The organism is Blattabacterium punctulatus, assembly GCF_003226695.1.
Lineage (GTDB): Bacteria > Bacteroidota > Bacteroidia > Flavobacteriales > Blattabacteriaceae > Blattabacterium > Blattabacterium punctulatus.
In genome coordinates, this window is the sequence record NZ_CP029808.1 from 118,294 (window position 1) to 138,261 (window position 19,968).

A 19,968-nucleotide genomic window follows, 5' to 3' on the forward strand; every position below is an offset into this window, starting at 1 on the left:
ATCTATATTGAATAGATATTATTTTAATTTTTAATTAAAAAACTGATATTTAATTAAATAAATAAAATATTTATTATTTTGTATTGAATAATAATTACTCGTTGTAATACTTTTTCTTTTAAAAAAAATATAGTTTTAGGATGATTTAAAATTTTTTGTTTTATTTTTTCTATTGTTAGATTTGAATCAAAAATCTCTTTAAATTTTAATTTTCCATTAAACATAATTGGATATGTAATTTTTTTTTCTATAAGATATTTTGGATTGAAAATAGGTATAGGTGAAAATAAAATAGATTTTTTACTTCCTAATTTTTTCCAAATTTCTTCAGATATATGAGGAGAAAATGGAGCCATTAATTTCACTAAAGGTTCCAATATTTTTCTTTTATTACATTTTAAAATAGTTAATTTATTAACAATCATCATTAAATAACTAATAGATGTATTAAAAGAGAAAGATTCTATTCTTTCTTTTAATTTTTTAATTGTGTAATGTAAAATTTTCAATTCCTTAAATGTTGGAGATAAATCACTAATTTGAAATACTCCATTATTATGGAATAAACGCCAAAATTTATTTATAAATTTTTTTATTCCAATAATTTTTTGATCATTCCAAGGTTTAGATAATGTAATTGGTCCTAAAAACATTTCATAAATACGAAAAATATCTGATCCATATTTATCAGAAATATGATCTGGATTGATAATATTATATTTAGATTTAGACATTTTTTCTAATTTTCTTTTACAATAAAAAATTCCTTTTTCTAAAAGAAATTTGGAATTGGAAAATTCAGGATTCCATTGTTTTAATTTATTTATATTTAATTCGTTATTATGATTTATTAGAGAAATATCTACATATATTTCTTGAAATGATAGACTATTTTTATTTTTTAATAAACCATAGGAAACAAATATATTTTTTCCAATAATTTTTAATATTATAGCAGAGTGAATAAGGATCATTCCTTGATTTAATATTTTATTAAAAGGTTCTTCGGTTTTTATCCATCCTCTATCTTTCAGAAATTTATGCCAAAATCTTGCATAAATTAAGTGACCTGTAGAATGCTCAGATCCACCAATATATAGATCTATATTTTTCCAATAATTTTCTTTTTTATTGTCCAGAAAAAAATTTTGATTATGTCCATCCATATAACGAAGAAAATACCAACTAGATCCTGCCCAACATGGCATGGTACTAGTTTCTATTGGAAATACATATTTATTATCAATAAGAGTATTTGAAACAATTTTCATATTTTTTTCGTCCCAAGCCCAATTTTTTACTCTCATTAATGGAGATTTTCCGTTTTTTGGATGATAATTTTCTATTCTTGGTAAAAGAAGAGGAAGTTTTTCTATGGGAATAGTTTTAGGAATTTTATTTTTAAAATAAATTGGAATAGGTTCACCCCAGTACCTCTGTCTGGAAAAAACGGCATCTCGTAACCGATAACTATTTTTTTTTATTCCAATGTTTTTATTTTTAAAAATTTGGATTATTTTTTCCCTGGCTTCTTTGGCATTTAGTCCATTTAAAAAATCAGAGTTAATACAAATTCCATTTTTTCCTTCATAAAGTTCATTTTTATTATTTTTATTTTTTTCAAAAAAAACTGGTAAAATTTCTAATCCAAATTTTTTTGCAAATTTTAGGCTATATTTTTCGTGACTAGGTATCCCTACTATAGATTTTACTTGAGGATCTACAGAAAAATAATTACTAACATAAATAGGAATTTTTTTTCCATTAATAAATGGATGTATCACATAGTTCCCTGTAAAAAACCCTGAAATATTTTTTTCTTTTTCTGATTTTTCTACAGAATTTTCTTGCATATTATTAATATATGCAAGAAGACTTTTTTTATAATGAGGAATAGTAATTGTTTGTAATAATGGATGATCTATAGATATAATAATAAATGTTATTCCAAATACAATTTCTGGACGAAAAATAAAAGATTCTATTTTTTTATCGTTTTTTTTAGAAAAAAAAAGTTCTAAAAATATGGTAGTTCCGGTTTTTTTACCTATCCAATTATATTGAAGTTTTTTAAGAGAATTAGAACATTCAATCAAATCTAGACCTTTTAAAAGTCTTTCTACATAAGCGGTAATTCTTATATGCCATTGAAGCATTTTTTTCTTATAAATTGGATATCCACCTCTTTGACTTTTTCCATTTTTTATTTCATCATTTGCTAAAACGGTACCTAGATCTGGACACCAATTAACTGTATTTTTACATAAAAATGCTAATCGGTAATTTAAAAGTATCGAATCTTTTTTTAAAGAACTAAATTTTTTCCATTTTTTGGAATCAAATTGATAATTAAAGGAAGTACTAGCATTAACAGATAAATTTCCGTTTTTATTAAATTCTTTAATTAAAAAGTTGATAGGCCTAGCTATTTCACTATCCTTATCGTACCAAGAATTAAAAATTTGGATAAACATCCATTGAGTCCATCGATAATAATCAGGGTTGCTGGTATATAATTTTCGACTCCAATCAAAAGATAGACCTATTTTATCCATCTGTTTTTGATATTGTTGTATATTTTTTTTAGTAGTTTCGTAAGGATGCTGTCCAGTTTGAATAGCATATTGTTCTGCAGGTAGCCCAAAGGAATCAAATCCTATAGGATTTAATACATTGTAACCTTCTGCACGTTTATATCTCGCATAAATATCGGAAGCTATATATCCTAAACAATGTCCTATATGAAGACCAGATCCGGAAGGATAAGGAAACATATTTAAAATATAGTATTTTTTTTTAGTTTTGTTTTCTTTTATATGAAAAATATTGTTTTTTTTCCAATATATTTGCCAACGTTTTTCTAATTTTCGAAAATTATATTCCATGTTTATTTTATTTTAAATTCTATATAAAAAATTCAATAATTTTGTTACGTAATTTTATTGAGTGATTTCTGTGAAAAACAATATTTCATTTAAAAATATAATTATCCATAATTATTTGATGATAATAAAAAAAGTTTTTCTAAAAAAGAAAATAAATGTTTAATAACCATCAAGATTGTTTTAAAAATAATTTTAATCAAAAATTTTTTAATAATCAAACTATTAGTTATTTGGTAACATTAATTCAAGATGATCCGGATAATTCTATAGAAATATTTTATTTATTAAAAATAAATAAAGCTACTTCCGTTTTTAAATTTTTAGATTTTCCTATAAAAAAAAAAATTATTGAAGGTCTTCCATCTATTAAAATAATGGAGTTCATGAATAAATTATCTGTGGATGATCGTGTATCATTTTTGGAAAATCTCCCAAAAGATTCTTTAAAAGATTTGATAAAATATTTAAATCCGGAAGAAAAACGTAGAACTTTAATTTCTTTAGGATATCCTGAAAATAGTGTAGGACGTCTTATGATTCCATATTATCTTGCTGTACAAGATACTTGGAAGGTGAAAGAAGTATTAGAATATATACGAAAAGAAGGTAAAAATAGTGATATAATAGAAATTATCTATATAGTAAATAAAAAAGGAAAATTAGTAGATGACATCAAAATAAGAGAATTTTTATTAGTAGATATAGATACTAAAGTAGAAGAATTAATGGATAGAAAATATACTGCTGCTTTAAATGTTACCGATACAGAAGAAGAAGCAAATAAAATATTTTCTATGAATAATAGAATTTCACTTCCAGTAATAGATGATAAAAAAAATTTTCTGGGAATAGTAACTATAGATGATATATTATGGGTTTTAAATAAAAATTATAGAGAAGATATTCAAAAAATAGGTGGGATGGAAGCTTTGAATCAATCTTATTTAAATATTCCTTTATCTAAATTAATTAAGAAAAGAGCTGGATGGTTAATTTTATTATTTATAGGTGAAATGTTAACGACAACTGTTATGCAGAATTTTTCAAGTGTGATAGAAAAAGCCGTAGTTTTGGCTTTATTTATTCCCTTAGTTGTTTCCAGTGGTGGAAATAGTGGATCCCAAGCATCTAGCTTGATTATTCAAGCAATGGCTTTAGGAGAAGTTAAAATAAAAGATTGGTGGATAGTAATGCGAAGAGAAATAATATGTGGTTTTTTTTTAGGAAGTATCTTAGGATTAACTGGATTTATCCGTGTTTTGGCATGGCATAATATAAATTTTTTCAATTATGGACCTCATTTTATATTAGTTGGATTAACAGTTTTTTTATCTTTGATTTTCGTTGTTTTATGGGGGACATTTAGTGGATCTATGTTACCTTTTTTAATTAAAAAATTTAGAGGAGATCCAGCTAGTTCTTCTGCTCCTTTTGTGGCTACATTAGTAGATGTTATTGGATTAATAATATATTTTTCTATGTCTTATATTATTCTTCATGGTACTTTATTATAAAAATGAAAATTTTTCTCTAAATTTTTGAATAACTTTTTTCCAATCTTCAGGAATTGGACTAGTAAAATTATATTTTCCATTGTTTGGATGAATTAAGGAAAGTGAAATGGCATGTAATGCTTGACTTTTTAAAATATTTAAACATATTTTTAAAAATTTAAATTTTTTTTTTGAAAAACTTTTTAAAATGGTATTTCCACCATAAATAACATCATTAAATAATGGATGCCCTAAATATTTAAAATGAGCTCTTATTTGATGTGTTTTTCCGGTTTCCAAATTACAGGAAATATATGTTATATATTTAAATCTTTCTAAAACTTTATAATGAGTGATTGAATATTTTCCTCTATAAAAATCTTTTTTAAAAAGAGTCATTCTTTTTCTATTTTTTGGGTCTCTTCCTATAAATCCAGTTATAGTACCTTCTTCATTTTTCAAATCTCCCCATACTAAAGCTATATATTTTCTTTTAATAGTTTTAGAAATAAATTGTTGAAATAAAAATTTTTGTGCATATTCATTTTTAGCTAAAACAAGTAAACCTGAAGTATCTTTATCTATTCTGTGAACTAAACCTAACCTATATAATAATTTATTATTATTTTTTAAATGATATTTAATTCCATGAATTAAAGTCCCATTTTCATTTCCAATTCCTGGATGTACTACCATGCCTGGTTTTTTATTAACTACAATAATATCCTCATCTTCATGAATAATATCAAGAGGTATTTTTTCTGCAATAATATTTTTATATTCTAAATCTAGAATAGGTAGATAAGATATTTCTATTTCTATAAAATCAAAAGGTTTTATTTGGTAATTTTTTTTTACAAAACGTTTATTTACCAAAATTTTTCCTAAATTTGCAGCCTTTTGGATTTGATTTCTACTAATATTTTGGATTGATTTCATTAAAAATTTATCAATTCGAATAGATTTTTGATTTTTTTTTAATAAAAAACTAAATTTTTTGATGTGCATTTATTCTTTTCTATTCCTATTTTTTTTCTTCTTTATATATATCTATTTTTTTTATAAATTTTTCTTGAATTTTAGACTCTTTTTTATTTATATTTTTCGAAGGATTAAATTCATATGTTGGAATTAAACTATCGAATAATTCTTTTGAATTATTCGATTTTAACCAAAGATATATCGGACTATTTTTATCCTTTATTTTTCCAGGATAAGGTTCTTGATGGTAAACTTTTGCATTATTTATAGAATCATCATCCAATGACGGTTCATCATAAAAATTAATAATGTTAAATGATTGTTTTTTTAAAGTATAAGTAGCAGAAGATAAAGACATTCCAATAACATTGGGAACTATAAAATAATTTTTTTCATATCCTTTTCCAACTATTAAGGTAATTTTATCTTTATTTGGTAAAATATATCCAGATGGAATGGATTTTCCTTTATAAAAAACTTTTATAACAATATCTTTAGATAGATTATTCATATATTTTATATTTTTTACTAGTAGATGATTAGCATGAATCAATTTAATTGCTATATGTTTATGCATATTTATTATATTTGGTAATATAGTAGATTGAAAATTTTTTGGATTAGCTTTGATATAGATAGATCTTCCTTTTTTAACATAATCTCCAGCTTCTGGAAAAAAGGAAATAACTTGAAAAGGATTAAAATAGGGATCATAAAATGATGTATCTACATCGTATTTCAATCCTAATTTATTTAAAATAGATAAGGATTTATTTAAAGATAAATAATGAAGATCCGGAACTCTTACATAAGAACCATGTTTTGTATAAAAATCTACCCATTTTAATGAAAAATTAATTATTTTATATAAAATAAATATAGATATTAATAAATTTAAAATTAAAATTAAACAGTATTTCAAATATATCATACTGAATAAATATAAAATAAATAAAGAATAATGAAAAAGATTGCTATTATTATGGGAGGGTATACAGAAGAATCTATCATTTCATTAAAAAGTGGAAAAGTAGTTTACGAAAATTTAAATAGAGAAGAATTTGATCCTTATCAAATTTATATATTCAGAGATAAATGGTTTTTAATAGGAGAAAAAAAAAAGGAATATTCTATTAATAAACAAGATTTTACAATTTTTCTTAAAAAAAGTAATCAAATTTTAAAATTTGATTGTGTATTTAATGCTATTCATGGAACTCCAGGAGAAGATGGAATTTTACCAGCTTATTTTCATTTATTGAAAATACCTTATACAGGATGTAATTTTCATCAGGCAAATGTTACTTTTAATAAAAAGTATTGTTTAACCTTATTAAAGGAATTTGGAATCAATACAGCAGTTTCCTTTTTTTTGAATAAAAATCAACCTTTTTGTGAAAAAAAAATGATAAAAAAAATTGGATTACCATGTTTTGTAAAACCTAATAGATCCGGATCTAGTTTAGGTATATCAAAAGTGTATAAAAAAGAAGAACTATTTCCTGCTATAAAAAAGGCTTTTAAAAAAGATGACGAAATAATTATTGAATCTTTTCTAAAAGGAATTGAAATTTCAGTAGGAGTTATTTCGTTTAATCATGAAATTACAGTATTACCAATTACAGAAATAATTAGTAAAAATGATTTTTTCGATTTTGAATCAAAATATTACGAAGGATCTCAAGAAATTACACCAGCTCGATTACTTCCAAATATTGAAAATAAAATTCAAAAATTAGTAAAAAAAATATGTAAAATTTTAAATTTATCTGGAATATCTAGATCGGAATTTATTCTTGTAAATGGAGAACCCTTTTTTCTAGAAATTAATACGGTGCCTGGTCTTTCTAAAAAAAGCATTTTTCCAAAACAATTAAATGTTGCTGGTATTCCTCTCTCTAATTTATTTAAAAAATTAATAGATTTTTCTATTAAAAATTCAAAAAATTTATAATTTACAATTGCATTTTTTTTTACAAAAATTCCTTTTTTTTGAAAAAAAATTTAAAAATTTTTTGATTAAAAAAAGAATAGAATACGAAAAAAATAGACCAATCATAATATATTGCCACATTTTTTTATTTTTTTAATATTTGATAAATGAAGAAAGAAGAAAAATAAGCTAATATTGTCATAAAACAAAATTGTATAATAGGCCATTTCCAAGATTTTGTTTCTTTTTTTACTGTATATAAAGTACTCATACATTGCATAGAAAATGCATAAAAAAATAGTAAAGAAAATCCTGTTGCTATATTGTAAATCGGTTTTTTTGTATTATAAAATTGGTCTTTTTTCATTTTTTTTTTTAATAAAAAATTTCCTTTTTCTATATTATAGACTGTTCCCATTGTACTAACAAAAACTTCTCTTGCTATAAAAGAAGAAATCAAACCAATTCCTATTTCCCAATTATATCCTAATGGCTGAATAAATGGTTCTATTTTTTTTCCTATTAAACCTAAATAAGAATTAGGAAGTTCTTTTTTTTTTATTATTTTTTCCAAAAAAATAGAATTTTTATTTGATAATTCTTTTGAAGGACCGAAAGATCCTAATCCCCATATTAATACATTTACTAACAAAATCATTTTTCCTGTATTAAAAATAAAAGATTTTATATTTATCCATAGTGGAATCCATATATTTATGAATATGGGATATTTATAAGTAGGCATTTCCATAATAAGATAATTTTTATAATCTTTTTTTAGAATAAAATAATGAATAATCATGGAAATAATTAAAGCAGAGAAAAGACCTACAAGGTACATTACCATGAGTACTAATCCTCTTAATTGGATTAAATACCATTTCTTATCCGGAATAATTAAAGAAATGATTAAGGTGTAGATAGGTAATCTAGCTGAACATGTCATAAAAGGAGTTACTAAAATAGTGATTAATCGATCTCTAGAATTTTCTATATGTCTAGAAGCCATTATTGCTGGAATAGAACAAGAAAAGCTAGAAATAAGAGGAACTACACTTTTTCCATTTAATCCAAATGGACGCATAATCCTATCCATTAAAAATATTACTCTACTCATATAACCACTTTCTTCCATAATAATAATAAAAAATAATAAAATAAAAATTTGTGGGATAAAAGTAATAATAGTACTAATTCCAGGTAAAATACCTTGTATAAAAAAATGATTTAAAGGACCTGGATAAAATGTTACCAATTTTTTTTGAAAAAAAGAAAAAAAAAATTCTATAAATCTTTTAGGATTTTCTGATAAAAAAAAAACACTTTGAAATATAATGAATAATAAAAAAAAGAAAATTAAATAACCCCATAAAGGATGGACCAATAAATATTGATCTATTTTTTTTTGAAAATTTAAATAATTTTTTTCTTTATCCGAAAGAAATTCAGAAACCGTTTGAGAAAAAATATAACTTATTTCCTTATATCTATACAGTATTTCTTTAATTTGTAATCTTTTAGAAATAATATTATGTTTTTTTTTAATTTTATTTAAAATTTTATCTTTTTTTTTAAAAAAAATTCTATTATTAGCTAAATAATACCAAGCTTTATAAGAATTAATTGGATAATAACTTTTTACATTTTTAATAGCAGTTATATAATCCAATTTTGGATTAAAAAAAAAGTAATTATATTTTTTTTGATAATTTATTTTATTTATTTTATTTTTAACTTTTTCTATTCCTATTCCTTTTCTTGCATTTATTGATATAATTTCTGTTATAAGAAATTTTTTTAATTTTTTTATATTAATAAAAATTCCCTTATTTTTTGCTTCATCAATCATATTTAATATGAATAGAACCGGAAAACCTAAATCTTGTATTTGTCTAAGTAAAAAAATACTTTTTTTTATATTAGAGGAATCCGCTACAACAATAATTCTATCTGGATAATCATTCACGTTTTTTGTATCATTTAATAATCTACAAACTATTTCTTCATCTTCAGATGATGGATATATGCTATAAGTTCCAGGAAGATCCATGATTTGATAATATATTTTTTTGTAAAAAAAATATCCTATTTTTTTATCAATTGTTACACCTAAGTAATTTCCTACTTTTTGATTAAGTCCAGTTAATTTGTTAAATAAAGAAGTTTTTCCAACATTTGGATTTCCAATAAGAGCCAATTTAATTATTTTTTTCATTATTTTAAATAGGTTCTATTAGAATATTTTCTGCTTCTTTTTTTCGTAATATGACACAAGATTGATCATAACTAATACAAAGTGGATCATAAAAAATTGAAACGAAAAGTATTTCAAATTTAACACCAGGTAAAAGACCTAATTCTAATAATTTTATAGGAAAATCTTCATTTTTATATCCCTTAATAATTCCTTTTTCTCCTTTTTTAAGATTAGATAAGTTCAAATTTATGTGTATTTAAAAAAATTAAATAATTAAATATACTTTTAAGTATATATGTATGGTAAAAAAAGAAAATAAAGGTTTAAATTTATCTACTTTTTGAAATAAATATGTTATAATTTATGACTTCTATTATCGTTAGATCCATACAGTTATTGTTTAGTGTTTCTATATTGATAGTAATTCATGAATTAGGGCACTTTTTATTAGCTAAAGCATTTCAAGTACATGTAGAAAGATTTTTTTTATTTTTTGATCCTTGGTTTTCAATTTTCAAAAAAAAAATAGGAAAGACTATTTATGGAATAGGGTGGATCCCTTTGGGAGGATATGTAAAAATATCTGGAATGATGACAGAAGAAAATCAAAGTTATTCTAAAGAAAAAAAAAGTACAAAAGATTGGGAATTTCGTTCAAAATCTTCATTAAAACAATTATTAATTGTTTTAGGAGGAATTATTTCCAATGTATTGTTATCTATTATTATTTTTTCTTTTTTATTATTTAAATATGGAGATATTTTACTTCCTACAAAAAATGTAAAATATGGAATTGAAGTAGATTCTTTAGGGAAAAAAATTGGATTACAAAACGGAGATAAAATTTTATTTGTCAATGGAAAATTTATCCCCTATTTTAATGATCTTCCTAAAGCAATTATTTTAGGTAATTCCATTACTATAGATCGTATGGGAAAAATTATTCATTTATCATTGACTGACGATAAAAAAAGATATTTTTTTGATAGAAAAGAATTTAATTTTTTTATTAAACCTCGTATTCCTCCTATTATAAATTACGTAATGAAAAATTCAGTAGCATATAAATCTGGATTGAAAAATAATGATGAAATTTTAGCAATTAATTCGGAATTTATTTTATTTTCCGATCAATTAAAAGATATTTTATCGAAATATAAAAATCAACCTATATTAGTTTCTATTAATAGAAATGGAACCCTTTTTCAAAAGGAAGTTTTTTTAAATCAAAAAGGTATATTAGGAATAAATTTGAAAAATTTTATAAATATGGATCAAATTTTTTCATTCGAAAAAAAAAATTATTCTATAATTGAAAGTTTACCTTATGGTGTAAAAAAATCATGGGAAGTTTTAAAAAATCAAATATTTTTTTTAAAAAATGTTTTTCATCTAGAGACTAGAGCTTACAAACATATAGGTAGTTTTTTTTCTATGGCTAAGGAGTTTCCTGATCAATGGAATTGGGAAATATTTTGGACATTAACAGGGACTTTATCTATATGGTTGGCCTTTTTGAATTTATTTCCTATTCCATCCTTAGATGGAGGTTATGTATTATTTATTATCATAGAAATGATAACCAAAAAAAAAATAAACGAAAAAATTTTTGAACGTTTTACGATTATTGGATTTCTAATTATTAGTTTAATTATGGTTATGGTCATTATTTGGGATATTTTTAAAGTATTTTTTTCTTGAATTTTTAAAGAAAAAAGTATGATTCATAGTAATTCCTATATCTATTATAAGATCGTTTATATGTATTGGTTTAATACAATTTATGGGATCAAATAAACTTAATCCTATTTTCAGAATATTTTTTTTACATAGTATAATAAATCTATCATAAAATCCTTTTCCGTAACCAATACGATATCCTTTTAAATCGAAAACTAATAATGGAATAAATATAACTTCAATAAAATAAGGTGGAATAATATTTTTATTTATAGGTTCCGGAATTCCATATTTATTTATTTTTATCAATGTTTTTCTATCAAAAAAACAATTATCTATAGATAATTTATGAAAATTTGAAGAAGGAATTGTTATATATTTTTTTTTTTTAAAAGAAAATTAATAATGAAAAACGTATTTATTTCATTATTTTTATCTATTGGTAAAAAAATATGATAATATTTTTTATTCCAGATGAATAGTTTTTTTACTTGAACAAATATGTCATAACTTTTTTTGAGTACTTCATTTTTTGAAAAAGATTTTCTGTAAAAAAGATATTTTTTTCGTAATTTATTTTTATTCATTATTATAAATAGTAATTATTTATTATTTTATGATATTTATAAATTTTTCTAATATTTTACTTATTTCTTTAGGTTTTTCTATAGGTCCCATATGACCTGAATTTATTTCCATAAAATGGCAATTATATCCTAATTTTGCTTCTTCACGTATTTTTTTTTCATGAATAATTAAATCATGTAAACCAATTATATACAATTTTGGAAATTTAGTTTTTTTTAATAAAAATGTTCTATCTTTTCGAATTGACATCCCTCGTAAAAAAGAAATTGCACTTTTAACGGAAATAGATAAAGTAATTTTTTTTAAAAAATGAATTTCTTTTTGTAATAAATCTAATTTTTTAGGATTGAACAGTTTCTGGATACTATAAGAGATAAATAAAGGATAATTATTTATTGCAAATTGTATAGAACGAATCCTATTTTTCTTTTTTTCTTTTGTATCTGATTTTGCGGTAGAATTAAGTAAACATAAACCTAAAAATATTTTTGAATATTTTTCTGCAAGTGCAAGAGCAATATATCCCCCCATAGAATGACCAACAAATATCGATTTTTCTATATTTTCTTTTTCTAAAATAATTTTTACTATATCAGCTACCTCTTCCATAGTAAAAATAGTTTTTTCTTCATAGGAAGAACTTTTTCCATGACCAGGAAAGTCAATTAAAAGAATTTTATATTTTTCAGAAAACATATCATAAAAAAAATTCCAAATTTCTGAACTTTCCATAAATCCATGCAAAAAAACAATAGATTTTCCACTACCTTTTATTTTATAATAAATCTTTTTTTTATTATTAAAATATATAAACATATTTTTATATTGATAACAAATAATTGAAAAACAGTATTATAATATGAAATTTTATTCAAATTTAATTACATTTTTTATTATTTAAAAATGAATTTAATAATGTTGTTAACTATAAATATTGGAAATTCTAGTATTCGTTTTGGATTATTTAATAATAATTATAATTTAAAATGTAATTGTTCATGGATTATTAATAGTAATCCCCACAGATCATTAGATGAATATATTTTATTGTTTAGGAATATATATCAACAATATGGAATTTTTTCAAAATTAATAAAAAATATTGTTATTGGATCTGTAGTACCCCCCCTTACGAATATTGTAGAACAATCTTTATATAAAATACATAAAATAAAACCAATAATAGTAGATAGATATTCTTCTTCTCCAATAAGACATTATTCTCATCAATTAGGAACAGATTTGTATGCTAATGCTATAGCTGCATATACATTATACAATAAAGAAAATATTTTAGTAATAGATTTTGGAACTGCATTAAGTTTTACCTGTATAGATAAATATGGAAATATTAAAGGAGTTATTATTGCACCAGGAGTTAATAGTTCCTTATCCGCATTGATTGGTAATACTGCTCAACTTTCACAAATAGAATTAAAAAAGCCTCTCCATATATTAGGAGAATATACTGAAACATGTATACAAAGTGGAATTATTTATGGATATTTAAGTATGGTAGAAGGTCTTATTAATCGTATTAATCAAGAATTAAAAAAAAATTGTTTTGTAATTGCTACTGGAGGACTTTCGCATATCTATACTCCTTTAACTAAAGAAATTCATTTTAAAGATAAATTACATACAATAAAAGGATTAAAAATTCTATTTCATTGGAATAAATAGAATCAATAATTATTATTTTTCAATTTCAATAGATTTTCTAATTTTTTTTGATAAAATTTTAAAATATTTTTCCGATAGATCTATTCTTTTTTTAGAAAAATCTCCATCACTTTCTTTATCCATAGGAATTAAGTGAATATGAGCATGAGGAATTTCAAATCCAAGAACAAATATACCTATACGATTACAAGGTATTATTTTCTCAATTCCTATAGCTACTTTTCGAGTAAAAGACATAATAGAGAGAAATTCATTTTTTGTAAGAGAAAATATTTTTTCTATATTTTCTTTTTTTGGTATCACTAAAGTATGTCCTATTTTTAATGGATAAATATCTAAAAAAGCTAAATGATTGTAAGTTTCTGCTATTTTATAAGCGGAAATTTCATTTTTAATTATTTTTGTAAAAATATTTTTATTCACTAAATCCTATTTCTAAAATTTCATAATCAAGTATCATCTTATTAGGTAAATTAATATGGGCCATTTCTCCTACTTTTTTTCCAAGTAATCCTGTAGATATAGGAGTATTTATAGAAATTTTTCCTGATTTTAAATCGGCTTCTCCTTCTGGAACTAAGGTATATATTTGTTCTCCACCATAAGTTAGATTTTTAACTCTTACTGTAGATAGAATAGAGACCCTAGTTCTATTGATTTGTGATTCATCTATAATCCTTGCATTGGATAATTTTTTTTTAAACTTAGCTATATTCATTTCTAAAAATCCTTGTGCTTCTTTGATTGCATCATATTCTGCATTTTCTGAAATATCTCCTTTATCTCTTGCTTCAGCTATTTGCATTGATATTTTTGGACGTTCAATGTTTTCTAATCTTTCTATTTTTTGTTGTAATTTTTTTAATCCTTTTTTAGTTATATATTCGAATTTTTCCATAATTTTTCATTATTATTGTATTTTTTCATTTATTTATTTTTATTATATATAAAGTTAATTGATTTTGTGAATTTTGTGAATAATAATAAACTGTATAAAATATATAAAAAATTATTTTTCATTCAATATATTGGTTTATAGATAAAAATTTGAAAAATATTTTTTTTAAAAAAAAAATAATAAAATATGGCTTTTTTTTATTCGGTTATTTTTCATTATTTCATTATCGATAATATCGAAAATGACAGGAAAAGTAATTAAAATTTATGATGGAGATACTTTTAAAATTTTGGATATAGATTATACAATTAAAAATATAAAAATAGATAGATATAATTGTTTTTGGATTAGTATTATAGGAAAAAAATAAAGATTTAGGAAAAGAGTTCATAAAATAATAAGGGGTTAGCTTGGGGATGGAAATTTTCTAAAAATATTCAATATAAAAAAATAGAAAATATAGCGAAAAAAATAAAATTGGATTATGAAAAAAAAAGTCATCTATTAATCCATATTACTGGAAAAAAAATAAAAAATTATACTATTCTGGAAATTTTTGCTCCTAAAATACGTAATCGTTGATCAATATTTTCATATCCTCTATCTATTTGTTCTATATTTTTTATTATACTAGTTCCTTTAGCAGAAAGTGCTGCTATTAAAAGTGCAATTCCTGCTCTTATATCCGGAGAATTTAATATCGAACCTCGCAAATAAGATTGATGATTTAATCCAATAATAGTTGCTCTATGAGGATCACATAATATTATTTGTGCACCCATTTCAATTAGTTTATCTACAAAAAATAATCTACTTTCGAACATTTTTTGATGAATTAAAACACTTCCTTTTGCTTGAGTTGCTACAACTGTTAAAATACTTAATAAATCTGGAGTTAATCCTGGCCATGGTGCATCAGAAATTGTTAATATAGCGTTATTTAATAATTTTTTTATTTTATAATATTTTTGAGATGGAATATAAATATCATCATTTTTTTTTTCTAATTTTATCCCCATTTTTTTAAATGTATTTGGAATAATTCCTAAATTTTTCCAACTAACATTTCTAATTTTTATTTCGGAATTAGTAATTGCTGCTAATCCTATCCAACTTCCAATTTCTACCATATCAGGTAAAATAGTATGTGTACATCCACTTAATTCTGTAACTCCGATAATATGAATTAAATTAGAGCCTATTCCTTTTATTTTTGATCCCATTCTATTTAATAATCTACATAATTGTTGAATATACGGTTCACAAGCTGCGTTATAAATAGTTGTTTTTCCTTTTGCTAAGGTAGCTGCCATGATAATATTAGCTGTTCCTGTTACAGAAGCTTCTTCTAAAAGAAGATATTTTCCTGTTAAATATTTGGAATAAATATAAAAATATTGATTTTCTTTATAAACTATCTGACTACCTAAGGATTCAAATCCTCTTAAATGAATATCTAAGCGTCTACGACCAATCCTATCCCCTCCAGGAATTGGCATACATACTTTTCCAAATCGAGCTAACAAAGGACCTGCAATCATGAGAGATCCTCTAATAGATTGTCCATATTCAATAATAAATTTGTTTGTATTTAAATATTCAATATAAATTTCTTTTGCTTGAAAAGTATAATCTCCAACATTATTTTTTTTTATTATAACTCCTAAATTTTTAAGAATTTGTATCAAACATTGAACATCTCCTATTTCTGGAATGTTTTTTATTCTTATTTTTTCTGATGTCAATAAAACTGCACATAAAACTTGTAAAGCTTCATTTTTTGCACCTTGTGGTTTTATTTCCCCTTTTAAAAAATTTCCACCTTCTATTTTAAAAGAAGCCATTACTTTTCATATTTATATTTTTTTTATCATATAATTTTTTTTTCTTTTGGGATTTAAAAGATAGGAAGATTGTAATAATGGATTAGTTTTATTCATTAAACAAATTTTTCCTTTTGAAAGGTCTTTTAAATCTTTAAATATGATATCATCTTCTACAATATTTTTATTCCATCTTAAATAATTTTTCTTCATTGTATTTGCTATAGCATAAAATAATCCTTCTTTTTTTTTACTATTTTTACAATTTATTGCTACATATATCATATTTCTTATAATTTTTCCATAATATCTAAAATTAGTTAAATAATTAGGGTAGATTACTTTTTTATAATGATAAATTTTTCTTTTTTCTGGATTTGGTTTTGGAAAAGGTGTATCAATATCTAATTGATATTTAGACATAATAAATAATTGATTCCATAATTTATGCTGAAAATAAGGAATTTTAAATCTCGGATTGGAATACGTCATTAATTTAATGATACTCCATGCACAACGATTACGTTCTTTTCTATTTTTTATTTTTATTGCATAATCGATCATTTTATGAATATTTCTTCCATATTCTGGTATAACTAATTTGAAACGATTAGTATTATATTCCATATTGATTTTTATTTATAAAAATAAGATCTTTTCTTTTATTATTGTTGTAATATGAAGTTTTATCTAACGTCCAAAGAATTTTTTTTTGAAAAATATTTTTTCTAACTTTACATAAGTTATTGGAACATATATAACAATGATTTGATTTACAAGCATCTACATGAACAGATAATTCTACTTTATTTCCAAATTTATCTTTTGTTAGTTTTGTTAATATTTGTACTTCTTTATTAGCATCTTTTATATTAAAAAACCATGGAACTGTTAAATGACAATCAACATGTAAAGCACTTCCATATTTAATAATTTTTAAATGATGAAGATCAATCCAATGACTATTTCTTTTTTCATTGATATAAAAAGATAACTTTTTTAAAAGTTTTTTATCATATTCATCCATAATTCCAGCTGCAGCCGATCTTAATAATTTTAATCCTGTATATAAAATTACAGAGGAAAAAATAACAGAAATAATAGAATCTATCCATATCCATTGAGTTATATTTAATAATATTAATCCTATCACAATTCCAAAAGTAGAATAGGTATCTATTTGAAGATGTTTTCCACTAGCTATTAATGTTAAAGCACCATTTTTATTTCCTATTTTACAGGCAAAAATACCTAAAAAGTAATTAATAATTGCGGTAAAAGACATTAGATAGATTCCATAATCTAATCTTAATAAAAAAATAGTTTCATGATTTTTTACACGTATAAAAATTTTTATAAAAATGATAATTCCTACGAAAAAAATTAAAAAACCTTCTATTGCAGTGGATATAAATTCTATTTTTCCATGACCATATGGATGATTTTGATCTTTGGGCAAAGAAGAAACATAAAGACTATATAAACCTATAAATCCACTAATTATATTTGTGATGCTTTCTAGAGCATCACTAAATATAGAAATAGAAGAAGTAATATACCAAGTAATTAATTTAATTAAAAATAAAATTACTGCTACGAAACAAATCAGTTTTTGGAGACTAAAATTTATTTTTATTTTTTTATCTTCCATAATAAAATAAAAATGGATGGGAAAAAGTTTATGAATAAATAATGAGTTTAGCTAATTTTAGTAAAATTTTCTTTTCTCCTGATTGTTGAAATTTAATTATGGCTATTTCATTTTGTCTTTGTATATCTATAATTGTTCCTATTCCAAAATTTTTGTGAAATACTTTTATTCCTTTTTTTATTAATGTTTTTTCATAATCAGTTGTTTTTAATTTGTATGAATAATTAGAAATTGATATTTTTTTTTCAATAAATTTTTCATTGATTTCATGAATAAAACGACTAGGGATATTCATAATTTTTTTTCCCCATAAAAAACGATATTTTGTATAAGTTAATATAGCTTTTTTTTGAGCTCTAGTTAAAGCAACATAGAATAAACGACGTTCTTCCTCAAGTTTTAATTGGTTTTCTAAACTAGATTTTGAAGGAAATAAATTTTCTTCTAATCCTGTAATAAAAATAACTGGAAATTCTAACCCTTTAGATAAATGAATTGTCATTAACGAAACTTTATTTTCTTCTTTATTTTCATTTATTTCTTCTCTTAAAGAAAAATATTGTAAAAACCCAGATAAACTTATATCTCCATTTTTTTTTAATTTTTTTTGATCATTAATATAATAAGATATATTATCTAATATAAGTTGAAAATTATCATAATTATAATTGTTTTTTGTTTCTTTTTTTAATAAAAATTTTACTATATATTGAGCTATTTTATATATATTTTGATCTTTTAATTTTAAACGAAAATTTTCTATTGTATAAATTAAATTTTCTAAGTTATCTTTTGTTTTTTTATATATTTTTAGATGATATCTATTAATATTTTTTAAAATATTATATATAGTTTCATTTTTTTTTTGAGAAAATATTAATAATAATTTAACAGTTTTTTTATTGTTTATTTTTTTTTTTATGATTCTTAATAAAGATTCCTCATCTTTTGGATTATTGATAATTCTAAAATAAGCTAATAAATCTTGAATTTCTTTACGTTTATAAAACGATATAGATCCACCTATTTTATAGGGTATATTATTTTCTTTCATTGCATATTCTAAAATATGAGATTGTGAATTTATTCTATAAAGAATAGCAAAGTCTTTGTTTTGAAATTTTTTAATTTTTTTCAGAAAAAGAATATAATTAGCAATATATTGTGCTTCTTCTTTTTCGGAAAAAGCTCCATATATTTTTATTTCATCTCCTTTTTCGTTTTTAGTCCAAATTTTTTTAAAAAGTTGATTTTTATTAAAAGAAATAATTTTATTCGATGCTTCTACTATGTGATTAGTGGAACGATAATTTTGTTCAAGTCGAAAAATTTTTGCTTCATTGTAGTCTTTATGAAAATTTAAAATATTTGAAATATTTGCTCCACGAAAAGCATAAATACTTTGCGCATCATCGCCAACTGCAAAAACATTTCTATATTTATAGGAAAGATTTTTAATGATAGTGTTTTGAGAAAAATTGGTATCTTGATATTCATCAATCAATATATATTGAAATTTTTCTTGGTATTTATGCAGGATTTTTGGAAAACGAAAAAATAAATAATTTGTGTGTAGTAATATATCATCAAAATCTAAAGCTTCTGCATTTGAGCATTTTTTGACATAAATTTCATAAATTTTTTTTATATCCTTATAATAGAATTCTTTTTTTTTTCTTAATTTATCGAATAAATTATTTTTATATTCAGATATTTTTTTTATAATATTTTTAGGACTAAAAGATGTTTTAAAATTTGTATCTTCTAATATTTTTTTTATAACATTTTCTGAATCTCTTTGATCATAAATAGTATAATTAGATTTATAACCAAGCCAATGAGATTCTTTTCGTAAAATTCCAGAAAATATAGAATGAAAAGTCCCTAATGAGATTAAACTAAAATTAGTTTCATTCATCATATTTGAAATACGATTTTTCATTTCTTTAGCCGCTTTATTAGTAAAAGTTAAAGCCAATATATTAGATGGATTTATTCCTATATTATTAATCATATGAACAATTCTATGTGTTAGAATACGTGTTTTTCCAGATCCAGCCCCAGCAATAACAAGAATTGGTCCATTAATAGTTTTGATAATTTTACGTTGCAAACTATTCAATCTATACATACATATATATAATTCATATTTTTAT

18 protein-coding genes are annotated in these 19,968 nt (G+C 22.4%); 5 read left to right on the plus strand and 13 right to left on the minus strand.

Annotated features, from left to right (window positions below; all coding sequences use genetic code 11):
* Positions 1-53: 53 nt before the first annotated feature.
* Positions 54-2,885, minus strand: a complete 2,832-nt coding sequence (gene leuS / locus DM780_RS00580; RefSeq protein WP_110548564.1) for a leucine--tRNA ligase — start codon at positions 2,883-2,885, stop codon at positions 54-56.
* 155 nt (positions 2,886-3,040) lie between these two features.
* On the opposite strand from leuS, the gene mgtE reads away from it, so the two are divergent.
* The gene (gene mgtE, locus DM780_RS00585) at positions 3,041-4,399 is read left to right on the plus strand and encodes a magnesium transporter (protein ID WP_110548565.1); all 1,359 of its coding nucleotides are present in this window, start codon (positions 3,041-3,043) and stop codon (positions 4,397-4,399) included.
* Here mgtE and DM780_RS00590 read toward each other — a convergent pair.
* Both DM780_RS00590 and DM780_RS00595 read right to left on the minus strand, forming a co-directional pair.
* Entirely contained in the window at positions 4,394-5,386 is a 993-nt protein-coding gene (locus tag DM780_RS00590) for an RluA family pseudouridine synthase (protein ID WP_110548566.1), read from the minus strand. The genes mgtE and DM780_RS00590 overlap by 6 nt on opposite strands.
* Positions 5,387-5,402: 16 nt before the next feature.
* Positions 5,403-6,290 carry a PASTA domain-containing protein gene (locus DM780_RS00595; RefSeq protein WP_110548567.1) on the minus strand — a complete coding sequence of 296 codons (888 nt, stop codon included), beginning with the start codon at positions 6,288-6,290 and terminating at the stop codon, positions 5,403-5,405.
* Positions 6,291-6,320: 30 nt separating this feature from the next.
* Between DM780_RS00595 and DM780_RS00600 the strand changes: the two genes are divergently transcribed.
* Positions 6,321-7,313, plus strand: a complete 993-nt coding sequence (locus DM780_RS00600) for a D-alanine--D-alanine ligase (protein ID WP_110548568.1) — start codon at positions 6,321-6,323, stop codon at positions 7,311-7,313.
* 124 nt (positions 7,314-7,437) lie between these two features.
* On the opposite strand, the gene feoB is transcribed toward DM780_RS00600, so the two are convergent.
* Both feoB and DM780_RS00610 read right to left on the minus strand, forming a co-directional pair.
* The gene (gene feoB / locus DM780_RS00605; protein ID WP_235611995.1) at positions 7,438-9,507 is read right to left on the minus strand and encodes a ferrous iron transport protein B; all 2,070 of its coding nucleotides are present in this window, start codon (positions 9,505-9,507) and stop codon (positions 7,438-7,440) included.
* Positions 9,508-9,511: 4 nt separating this feature from the next.
* On the minus strand, positions 9,512-9,733 hold the full coding sequence (locus tag DM780_RS00610) for a FeoA family protein (RefSeq protein ID WP_014246073.1): 222 nt from the start codon (positions 9,731-9,733) through the stop codon (positions 9,512-9,514).
* Positions 9,734-9,852: 119 nt separating this feature from the next.
* On the opposite strand from DM780_RS00610, the gene rseP reads away from it, so the two are divergent.
* Positions 9,853-11,190 carry an RIP metalloprotease RseP gene (gene rseP, locus DM780_RS00615; protein WP_110548570.1) on the plus strand — a complete coding sequence of 446 codons (1,338 nt, stop codon included), beginning with the start codon at positions 9,853-9,855 and terminating at the stop codon, positions 11,188-11,190.
* On the opposite strand, the gene DM780_RS03025 is transcribed toward rseP, so the two are convergent.
* Both DM780_RS03025 and DM780_RS00625 read right to left on the minus strand, forming a co-directional pair.
* The gene (locus tag DM780_RS03025; protein ID WP_317045852.1) at positions 11,137-11,544 is read right to left on the minus strand and encodes a 5-formyltetrahydrofolate cyclo-ligase; all 408 of its coding nucleotides are present in this window, start codon (positions 11,542-11,544) and stop codon (positions 11,137-11,139) included. The two genes, rseP and DM780_RS03025, sit on opposite strands and share 54 nt — an antisense overlap.
* A gap of 234 nt (positions 11,545-11,778) precedes the next feature.
* Complete coding sequence (locus DM780_RS00625; RefSeq protein ID WP_110548571.1) at positions 11,779-12,573, minus strand: alpha/beta fold hydrolase; 795 nt, start codon at positions 12,571-12,573, stop codon at positions 11,779-11,781.
* A 99-nt stretch (positions 12,574-12,672) separates the two neighbouring features.
* Between DM780_RS00625 and DM780_RS00630 the strand changes: the two genes are divergently transcribed.
* Positions 12,673-13,440 carry a type III pantothenate kinase gene (locus DM780_RS00630; protein ID WP_110548572.1) on the plus strand — a complete coding sequence of 256 codons (768 nt, stop codon included), beginning with the start codon at positions 12,673-12,675 and terminating at the stop codon, positions 13,438-13,440.
* 12 nt (positions 13,441-13,452) lie between these two features.
* Here DM780_RS00630 and DM780_RS00635 read toward each other — a convergent pair whose 3' ends face one another.
* Positions 13,453-13,863: an HIT family protein gene (locus DM780_RS00635; RefSeq protein ID WP_110548573.1), complete on the minus strand. Its 411-nt coding sequence runs from the start codon at positions 13,861-13,863 to the stop codon at positions 13,453-13,455.
* Positions 13,856-14,338, minus strand: coding sequence for a transcription elongation factor GreA (greA, locus tag DM780_RS00640; RefSeq protein WP_110548574.1), 483 nt, complete (start codon positions 14,336-14,338; stop codon positions 13,856-13,858). The genes DM780_RS00635 and greA overlap by 8 nt, the downstream gene beginning before the upstream one ends.
* Before the next feature lie 241 nt (positions 14,339-14,579).
* Between greA and DM780_RS03045 the strand changes: the two genes are divergently transcribed.
* Complete coding sequence (locus DM780_RS03045; RefSeq protein ID WP_262494725.1) at positions 14,580-14,708, plus strand: hypothetical protein; 129 nt, start codon at positions 14,580-14,582, stop codon at positions 14,706-14,708.
* 166 nt (positions 14,709-14,874) lie between these two features.
* On the opposite strand, the gene murA is transcribed toward DM780_RS03045, so the two are convergent.
* Genes murA through DM780_RS00665 form a run of 4 tightly spaced genes read right to left on the minus strand, consistent with a single transcriptional unit; the run spans position 14,875 to position 19,943 of the window.
* Positions 14,875-16,182, minus strand: coding sequence for a UDP-N-acetylglucosamine 1-carboxyvinyltransferase (gene murA, locus DM780_RS00650; RefSeq protein ID WP_110548575.1), 1,308 nt, complete (start codon positions 16,180-16,182; stop codon positions 14,875-14,877).
* Positions 16,183-16,194: 12 nt separating this feature from the next.
* Positions 16,195-16,788 (minus strand): DUF4290 domain-containing protein, encoded by a 594-nt coding sequence (locus tag DM780_RS00655; RefSeq protein WP_110548576.1) that lies wholly within the window; start codon positions 16,786-16,788, stop codon positions 16,195-16,197.
* Entirely contained in the window at positions 16,778-17,812 is a 1,035-nt protein-coding gene (locus DM780_RS00660) for a cation diffusion facilitator family transporter (RefSeq protein WP_110548577.1), read from the minus strand. Before DM780_RS00660 ends, DM780_RS00655 begins: the two co-directional genes overlap by 11 nt.
* Before the next feature lie 28 nt (positions 17,813-17,840).
* Positions 17,841-19,943, minus strand: coding sequence for an ATP-dependent helicase (locus DM780_RS00665; RefSeq protein WP_110548578.1), 2,103 nt, complete (start codon positions 19,941-19,943; stop codon positions 17,841-17,843).
* Positions 19,944-19,968: the final 25 nt, after the last annotated feature.

Bases quoted from the DNA above. Each gene is read 5' to 3' on its own strand.
- leuS (WP_110548564.1), bottom strand. From the start codon at position 2,885: ATGGAATATAATTTTCGAAAATTAGAAAAACGTTGGCAAATATATTGG.
- mgtE (WP_110548565.1), top strand. From the start codon at position 3,041: ATGTTTAATAACCATCAAGATTGTTTTAAAAATAATTTTAATCAAAAA.
- DM780_RS00590 (WP_110548566.1), bottom strand. From the start codon at position 5,386: ATGCACATCAAAAAATTTAGTTTTTTATTAAAAAAAAATCAAAAATCT.
- DM780_RS00595 (WP_110548567.1), bottom strand. From the start codon at position 6,290: ATGATATATTTGAAATACTGTTTAATTTTAATTTTAAATTTATTAATA.
- DM780_RS00600 (WP_110548568.1), top strand. From the start codon at position 6,321: ATGAAAAAGATTGCTATTATTATGGGAGGGTATACAGAAGAATCTATC.
- feoB (WP_235611995.1), bottom strand. From the start codon at position 9,507: ATGAAAAAAATAATTAAATTGGCTCTTATTGGAAATCCAAATGTTGGA.
- rseP (WP_110548570.1), top strand. From the start codon at position 9,853: ATGACTTCTATTATCGTTAGATCCATACAGTTATTGTTTAGTGTTTCT.
- DM780_RS00625 (WP_110548571.1), bottom strand. From the start codon at position 12,573: ATGTTTATATATTTTAATAATAAAAAAAAGATTTATTATAAAATAAAA.
- DM780_RS00630 (WP_110548572.1), top strand. From the start codon at position 12,673: ATGTTGTTAACTATAAATATTGGAAATTCTAGTATTCGTTTTGGATTA.
- greA (WP_110548574.1), bottom strand. From the start codon at position 14,338: ATGGAAAAATTCGAATATATAACTAAAAAAGGATTAAAAAAATTACAA.
- DM780_RS03045 (WP_262494725.1), top strand. From the start codon at position 14,580: ATGACAGGAAAAGTAATTAAAATTTATGATGGAGATACTTTTAAAATT.
- murA (WP_110548575.1), bottom strand. From the start codon at position 16,182: ATGGCTTCTTTTAAAATAGAAGGTGGAAATTTTTTAAAAGGGGAAATA.
- DM780_RS00655 (WP_110548576.1), bottom strand. From the start codon at position 16,788: ATGGAATATAATACTAATCGTTTCAAATTAGTTATACCAGAATATGGA.
- DM780_RS00660 (WP_110548577.1), bottom strand. From the start codon at position 17,812: ATGGAAGATAAAAAAATAAAAATAAATTTTAGTCTCCAAAAACTGATT.
- DM780_RS00665 (WP_110548578.1), bottom strand. From the start codon at position 19,943: ATGTATAGATTGAATAGTTTGCAACGTAAAATTATCAAAACTATTAAT.